The sequence below is a fragment of the Sphingorhabdus sp. genome (genome assembly GCF_040079335.1).
Taxonomy (GTDB): domain Bacteria; phylum Pseudomonadota; class Alphaproteobacteria; order Sphingomonadales; family Sphingomonadaceae; genus Sphingorhabdus_B.
This window is the reverse complement of the sequence record NZ_JBEBKL010000140.1, coordinates 1-1587: the sequence shown is the minus strand read 5'-3', so window position 1 is coordinate 1587 and position 1587 is coordinate 1. Positions and strand designations below refer to the sequence as shown.

The 1587-nt window shown below is 56.5% G+C and carries 2 protein-coding genes and 1 pseudogene; 1 reads left to right on the top strand and 2 read right to left on the bottom strand.

Features of this window, described 5'->3' with window-relative positions; translation table 11 throughout:
- Both ABL922_RS14910 and ABL922_RS14905 read right to left on the bottom strand, forming a co-directional pair.
- A pseudogene (locus ABL922_RS14910) lies at positions 1-221 on the bottom strand (acetyl-CoA carboxylase, biotin carboxyl carrier protein); the annotation flags it as partial.
- Positions 222-264: 43 nt separating this feature from the next.
- Complete coding sequence (locus tag ABL922_RS14905) at positions 265-705, bottom strand: type II 3-dehydroquinate dehydratase (RefSeq protein WP_349024992.1); 441 nt, start codon at positions 703-705, stop codon at positions 265-267.
- 86 nt (positions 706-791) lie between these two features.
- Here ABL922_RS14905 and thiS point away from each other — a divergent pair.
- Positions 792-1587: sulfur carrier protein ThiS (gene thiS / locus ABL922_RS14900; RefSeq protein ID WP_349024991.1), on the top strand; the 796-nt coding region annotated here is incomplete at its 3' end.

Below are 1587 nucleotides of genomic sequence, written 5' to 3'. Positions count from 1 at the left end.
GCAGCATGCGCCGCCGCAGTTGATGCAGGGGCGGATGCCGCCACCGGTACTGGCGCCACAGTCGTTGCAACTGCCGTCATGGTTCGCGATACGCGGATCTTGCGCTCGCCATCCTCGACCTCGATTTCGCTGAGACCTGTGTCGTTTAACATGGCCGCCAACTCACGGACTAGCGCCGTATCGACCTGCATTCCGCCGTTGTTCCCCGATTTTACCGCCATTTTATACTCCTTGCGCCCTTTTTTGGCTTTGCAGGGCCTAATGTCAAAGTTGTAACGCCGCGTCCAGCGCCAGTTCATAGGACTTCGCACCATGTCCCGCAAAACAGGACACTGCCGCCATACCCACATAACTCAAATGCCGAAATTCTTCTCGGCTGTGCGGGTCTGACAGGTGGACCTCGATTACCGGTACCTTTATCGATTTCATTGCATCATGAATGGCAATCGATGTGTGCGTGTAGCCACCGGCATTGAGTAGCACCGCTTTGGCCCCTACCGCCTGCGCTTCGTGTAGCCAATCGATCAGATGTCCTTCGTGATTGGACTGGCGAAAATCGATGTCGACATTTGCTGCACCTGCCAAATCATCCAGCCGTCCGGCGATGTCATCCAAGGTGTCAGTTCCGTAGATCGCCGGTTCTCGCGTTCCGAGCAAATTGAGGTTAGGACCGTTCAGAACAAAAATAATGGGCCGGTCAGCCAAAATACTTCCCCCGATATTATGATGGCGGTGGTTGCGGATAGCGCGCATCGGACCCTATATGGCGAGCAGGTAAAAAGCGAGACGAAATGACCCTTCCGACAATGACCGATTCTATCTCCATTACGCTCAACGGCGAGCCACGTCGTTTTCTGACGGGTGGAAGTGTCGCTGACTTGGTGCGCGATATCGGGCTTGATCCGGCCAAAGTAGCGGTCGAGCGAAACCTCGAAATTGTCGCGCGTTCCACGCTGGCCGACGTTAGTCTTGCCGAGGGCGACGTATTGGAAATCGTGCACTTTGTCGGCGGCGGGCAATCGGACGAACGAATGGGCGATAGCTGGTCCGTGGCCGGTCGGAGGTTTCACTCACGACTGATTGTAGGGACCGGCAAGTATAAGGATTTTGAACAGAACGCCGCTGCGCTGGTCGCCTCTGGTGCAGAGATCATCACCGTTGCTGTGCGGCGCGTGAATTTATCGGACCCGAAAGCCCCGATGCTGACCGATTACATCGACCCCAAGAAATACACCTATTTGCCGAACACTGCCGGTTGCTTCGACGCCGACAGCGCGGTTCGAACGCTGCGGCTGGCGCGCGAGGCTGGTGGCTGGGATCTCGTGAAACTTGAGGTCCTAGGTGAAGCCAAAACACTTTATCCCGATATGCGGGAGACGCTGAAGGCAACCGAGGTATTGGCCAAGGAAGGGTTCTTGCCGATGGTCTACTGCGTCGATGATCCGATTGCCGCCAAGCAACTTGAAGAGGCAGGCGCGGTTGCGGTGATGCCACTCGGTGCGCCGATCGGCTCGGGTCTCGGAATTCAGAACCGCGTAACGATTCGGCTCATTGTCGAAGGTGCCAAGGTGCCAGTTCTGGTCGATG